Below are 6,106 nucleotides of genomic sequence, written 5' to 3'. Positions count from 1 at the left end.
TTACACCCTCTTCTTTGTTAATTTAAGTAATACTTTGCTCAAGCTTTCTTCCGTAAGATCCTCTGCATCAGCAAAATCTGATACCGTAAAAGCAGACTCTGTTGTTGGTTTATTTATAAGTTGACGAAGATGCCTCAACATACCATCTGCTATCACTTGAATTTTTAATTTAGAAAACTGTTCCCTACTATACATCCAAATAAAATGTAACTTTTCATCTTTCACCATTCCGATAACATCAATTAGATGAGATGGTTTGGAATCTGGAGCATGATCTAAAAATGTAAATCCTGTCTCTTGCATAAACAAAGAGTCCCTTGAAAACACCTGATCAAATTGGCCCAAATAGTTAAAGCTTATTGAAGGCTTTTGCTGATAAAACGGAAGTAATCCTTTATTCAAGTAACGTAAAATACCATAGTCAACTCCGCGATTTGGGATTCGACGCAATTGCTCTTTGACTGCCTTTAACCCTTCAATAGGTGTCTGAGTTCCTTGAAAATTGAGATGAACGGGATAAATACTCGTGAACCAGCCCACTGTCCTTGATAAATCAATACCTTCAATCATCTCTTCTCTCCCGTGTCCTTCTAGATGAATAGAAACGGTTTGCTGATTTGTACAATCGACGATAGCTTGTCCTAATGCCGTTAATAGTACCTCATCAATCCTTGTCTTATGAGTGACTAGAACTTCGTGAAACAATGCTTGTGTTTCTTCTATTCCTAAAGTCCCCGTCACTTGATCAATCGATTCTTCTGTCGTTTCTTGTATTGGATAGTCCATTGGAATTTTCATCGTTTCTTTTTCTACTTGTTCATTCCAATAATCCTTTACTTCTTTTGAAATACCCGAATCACTGTATGTCTGAAGTCGTTCAGACCATTCTTTAAAAGATGTACTTTTCGCAGGTAAGCGAATTTCTTGACCTTGTTTCATCTGGTTATATACCACCTGTAAATCTTCCAATAGAATCCTCCATGACACTCCATCTACTACTAAATGATGTATCACCCAGAATATTCGATCATTTTCAGTCAAGTTATCTTCAAAGTACACTACTTTCATTAACGGACCAGTAATTAAATTGAAACTAGCTTGATGAATATTCATCTCTTCTTGTATTATTTTATTCCACTCTTTTTCATTAACTTGATTCCGTTTTACAACATGGAGTACTGACAGCTCATCAGCCCCTTCATTTCTCTGCCTCCACGTTCCGTTTGGTAACTGTTCGTACCGGAAACGTAAAGCATCATGATGTTTCAGTAAATTTAATATCGCTCCCTCTAGTAATTTCACATCCAATCTTTCTTTTACTCTTAAAAGCATTGATTGATTCCAATGCTCTGTATGTGGATGTTCTTGCTCGAAGAACCAGCGCTGAATTGGAGTAAGAGGCACATCACCTATCACAATTCCCTGCTCCGCTTGTACTCCCTGCGTTTCTATAGCCACTTGTGCCAGCTCAGCGATAGTTGGGCATTCAAACATTTGCTTTGGAGTAAGTTTTAACCCCACTTGACTTGCTTGAGATATGATTTGAATACTGAGAATCGAGTCGCCACCAATTTCAAAGAAATTATCATAGATTCCCACCTTTTTAACACCTAATACTCTCTTCCAAATGGTAGTTAGTATCTGTTCGTTACTATTCCGAGGGCCAACACATTCACTATTAATCTGCGTTTCCTCCGGCATAGGTAAGGCCTCACGATCAACTTTACCGTTAGCTGTAAGTGGAATAGCTTCCATCGCCACAAATCCCGAAGGAACCATATAACTTGGTAGTTTCGCTTTAAGATACTCTCTCCACGCATCTACATTTCCATCTCCTACAACATATGCTACTAATCGTTTATCGCCTGGCTGATCTTCTCTTACAATTACAACTACCTCTTTTACATATGCATATGTATGTAAAGTAGACTCAATTTCCCCAATCTCAATTCGGAAACCACGTATTTTAACCTGATGATCAATTCTTCCACGATAATCTAGATTCCCATCTGGCAAATACCTCGCTAAGTCTCCTGTCCGGTATAATCTTGCTTTCAGATCACTACTAAATGGATGAGATATAAAACGCTCTGCTGTTAATTCAGGTCTATTTAAATACCCACGTGCAAGCCCTGCCCCGCCAATATAAAGTTCACCATCAACACCTATAGGAACAGGTTGTTGATAAGCGTCTAGTATATACACTTCTAAATCGGGAATCCGCTTTCCAATATTACTTCTTGAAGCCTGCTGCACATCATCTAAAGTAATTGGATAATATGTAACATGAACTGTAGTTTCTGTAATTCCATACATATTAATTAACTGTGGGTTTTTCTCCCCATACCTTTGAAACCACGGTAACAAGCTAGTAGGTTCTAACGCTTCTCCGCCAAATATGACATAACGCAGCTGCAAATTTTTATTCTCATCTTCTTGTTCACACACTTGTATTAATTGTCGAAATGCGGAAGGTGTCTGATTTAGAACTGTGACTTCTTCCTCCACCAATAATTGATAAAAATCCTTAGGTGATCGACTAATCCAGTACGGAACAACAACTAATTTTCCACCATATAATAATGCTCCCCAAATTTCCCATACTGAGAAATCAAATGCATACGAATGAAAAAGCGTCCAAGTATCTTTTTCATTAAACTGATACCAACAATCCGTCGATTTAAATAACCGAATGACATTGTGATGCTCTATCATAACGCCCTTTGGATTTCCCGTTGATCCCGAAGTATAGATTACATATGCCAGATTTTGGGGACCGACACCAGAAACCGGCAAAGTCTTACTTTCTTTCCCAATCTCATCTTGATCACGATCCAGGCAAATCGACTCAACATTTTCTGGTAACCAGTTCAATTCTTTTAAACTTTCTTGCGTTACGAATAACTGAATGCTAGCATCTTCTAAAATATATTGAAGTCGTTGCTCTGGATATGTTGGATCAAGTGGGACATAAGCCCCACCAGCCTTCAAAATCCCTAAAATACCTACAATCATCTCGTGGGAACGTTCAACGCACAGTCCAACTAAAGTATCAGGTCCTACTCCTTTTTTCTGCAGATAATGAGCTAACTGGTTTGCACGTTCATTAAGTTCCTTATAAGTAATTTTTTCTTTTTCATACGTAACTGCAATAGCATTTGGATAAATCATCGCTTGCCGTTCGAACATTTCATGAATAGTTACTTGAGGCGGGACATCCAGTTTAGGATTGTTGAACTCAACTAAACTTTTTCTTTTATCCTCCTCAGAAATGATTTCTATTTCAGCCACCTTCTGCTTTGGGTTTTCAAAAGTGTTTTCCATTATCGCTAACATCACGTTAAAAAACCGTTTTATCTCTTCCTTAGAAAATAGCTCCTCACGATAATCAATATGTACATGTAAAGAGTCTATATCAATTAGATTTTCAATATGCACTGCAAAATCTTGTACTTCTTCACGGTTTGGAATCCATAGTGAGTCACCACTTTCATCACGATCCCTATAATCAATCGTAGTTCCGAAAAGTCTCACATTACTGTTATTCTCTTTATTAATCTGCTTTAATAACAAATCAAATGGATATTTCTGGTGCCTTAATGATTTACTTTGTTTTCTGGACACCCTACTAATAAATGAAAGTACTTCTTCTTCTGGATCAATATCCATTCTTAAAGGAACTGTACTCACCATCATTCCAATCAATTTTCGTTCCATTTTAGTCATACGGTTGCCGTAAGCCATTCCTAAACCAATATCAAGCGATGAGGTCCACCGATACATGGACAACGAGAAAGCAGCAACAAAAAGGGTGTATAAACTAAATTTGTAATCTTCAGAAAATTTTTCTATCTTTCTCTTCAAATGCTCCGTTAATATAAACGTCTCACGTGATGCTTTGGTACTAACTTGGTACGTATTATAAGGCTTCAATCCAGTCACAGATGGCAGTGTTTTAAATTCCTCTAGCCAAAATTTTTGATCTTTTTGAAAGCGACTACTATTCAAGTATGTTTGTTCATTGGTCAGAAATTGAACATATGAATTTTTAATTTCGCCTTCCTCATTCTCGTTATGCATGTCATAATAATATTTTGCAATCTGCTCAGTAAATATTTGAATTGATAAACCATCCATAATAATATGATGAACATTTCCAAAGACTGCACATTCATTATCGTTTAATTTTATTAAAGCGAAATAGTATAAATTTGAATTAAATAATGTAAACGTTTCTTTTGTTTTCTGCTCAATCCATTCCTCAAGCAAATTTGTATTCTCCACATTACTGAAATCAAAAAACTCAAATTCTTGTTCTTCATGTTTAGTAAAATATTGTTTCGGTTCTTGATGCCCATTTTCTTTTAACCTAATGCACAGACCGTCATTTTCACTGATAACGCGATTCACAACTTGGTTTAAATTTGAATAGTTCATTTTTCGATGAAGTTTAAATAAAAATCTTAAATTACATATTCCTTTATCAGAATGAACAACTTCTGTATACCATATTCTTCGCTGCGGGTGGCTTAATGGATAACATTCCTCATTGGTCATAAAAATCTTCCCTTCAAAAATTATTTGCTCTTATAGGTTCGTGTTTATGTTTAGCCCATAAATATTTCTGCAGTGAAACTCCAATTACTCCAATAATAACAAGCCCAATCCCTCCATAAACATAGAGTTGAGTTACTCCAAATAAATGCACTAATGGGCCACTCATAGCAGGGGAAATAATTAAAACTGCGTTTGTTAAACTGCTTTGTATACCAAATACTCTTCCTACTTGATCTTGATCGGATTCTATTTGTAATATGACTTGATTAGATACAAGCATCAGCCCACTTCCAATACCAGCGATAAAACTAATTAAATAGGCTAAAACGAAGACCGTACCGGGCGTTATCAAACCAATCCCCCCAAAACCAATTCCCATTAAAACCATACCTCCACATACTACCCAGCCATATTGAAATTGTTTTAATTTCTGAGTTAGTAATGCACCAAGTATTCCGCCAAGACCAATAATAGAAATGATATATCCCATTTTACTTTTATCATGTGGGAATAAGCTCTTAAATAAAGTTGGGAATTGTGAGTCTACTAATTGTAATACTGCCATGGCTATTGTAACGAAAATCATGGTTGATAATATTATCCGATTAGATAACACATAACCCCACCCTTGTACCCAAGCGGTCCAAGTACTTTGTTTTTGCTTTTCAACAAATTCTTTCGATATAGTTTCTTTAAATTTTATTGTGGGTATGAGAACTAAGGTAGCTAATAAACAACTTATAGCTCTTATAATGAGGCAGAACTCTGGTTGAAACCAACTCAGCAACATGCCCCCTATAAGTGGGCCTACTATCTTTGTACCCTGCTCTACTATTCCGTTGATACTTACTGCTTTAGTAAGCAAGTCCGGGGATACAATCTGTCTTGTTAGTGTTTGCTGTGCAGGATAATAGAAAACAATAAAAATGGAACGAATCATTAATGCCACTAAGAGCCAGTGGATATCTTGTACAAATAAAAGAGCAATTGTTATTAGACCAACCATTAGATTACAGAACATCATAATTGGAATTTTTCTAAAACGATCTGCAATAACACCTGCCCATGAGCCAAAAATAATTCCAGGAAGTGCATATGCAACAGGAATCAATCCAATCATAGTAGGATCTACTTCCCATTCAAACCCAACTATAGTCATAATCGCTAACATATCAATAAAAACACCAAGCATAAGCAATGAATAGGCAGAGAAAACTTGTAAATAAACCCTATTTCCTAATAGGCCTTTTGAATCAGTAGTTTTCATAAAAGCAAGCTCCTTAGGTTACTAATATAAACGCTTTTGCGTATAAGGTACCTCTTTATTAAACCTAATTAATCATTATTGACATCTCACCTAGAATTTAATTTCGTCAAAACTCAAACCAGTCTTGTTTTTCATATATTTAAAATAGTCAGACAAACGAAAGCGTACCTATTTCTTCATTTTTATATCAACTGTTACAAAATATATCTTTACCTTCACTAATAACAGCTAAACGTTTCCTTAATATAACCCTTTACAGTCGTCTGCACATGCAATTCACAT

At 36.0% G+C, this 6,106-nt stretch carries 2 protein-coding genes; both read right to left on the bottom strand.

Annotated elements, in window-relative coordinates; all coding sequences use genetic code 11:
• On the bottom strand, window positions 1-4,557 hold the full coding sequence (locus ACQGS6_RS08020) for an amino acid adenylation domain-containing protein (protein WP_426965014.1): 4,557 nt from the start codon (window positions 4,555-4,557) through the stop codon (window positions 1-3).
• Between the two features lie 13 nt (window positions 4,558-4,570).
• Window positions 4,571-5,824: an MFS transporter gene (locus ACQGS6_RS08015; RefSeq protein ID WP_000858613.1), complete on the bottom strand. Its 1,254-nt coding sequence runs from the start codon at window positions 5,822-5,824 to the stop codon at window positions 4,571-4,573.
• Between the last annotated feature and the right edge of the window lie 282 nt (window positions 5,825-6,106).

Origin of the sequence: Bacillus sp. GMs2/2 (genome assembly GCF_050172095.1) — a bacterium.
GTDB lineage: Bacteria > Bacillota > Bacilli > Bacillales > Bacillaceae_G > Bacillus_A > Bacillus_A cereus.
This window is presented reverse-complemented; position numbering and strand designations above follow the sequence as displayed.

Bases quoted from the DNA above. Each gene is read 5' to 3' on its own strand.
- ACQGS6_RS08020 (WP_426965014.1), bottom strand. From the start codon at position 4,557: ATGACCAATGAGGAATGTTATCCATTAAGCCACCCGCAGCGAAGAATA.
- ACQGS6_RS08015 (WP_000858613.1), bottom strand. From the start codon at position 5,824: ATGAAAACTACTGATTCAAAAGGCCTATTAGGAAATAGGGTTTATTTA.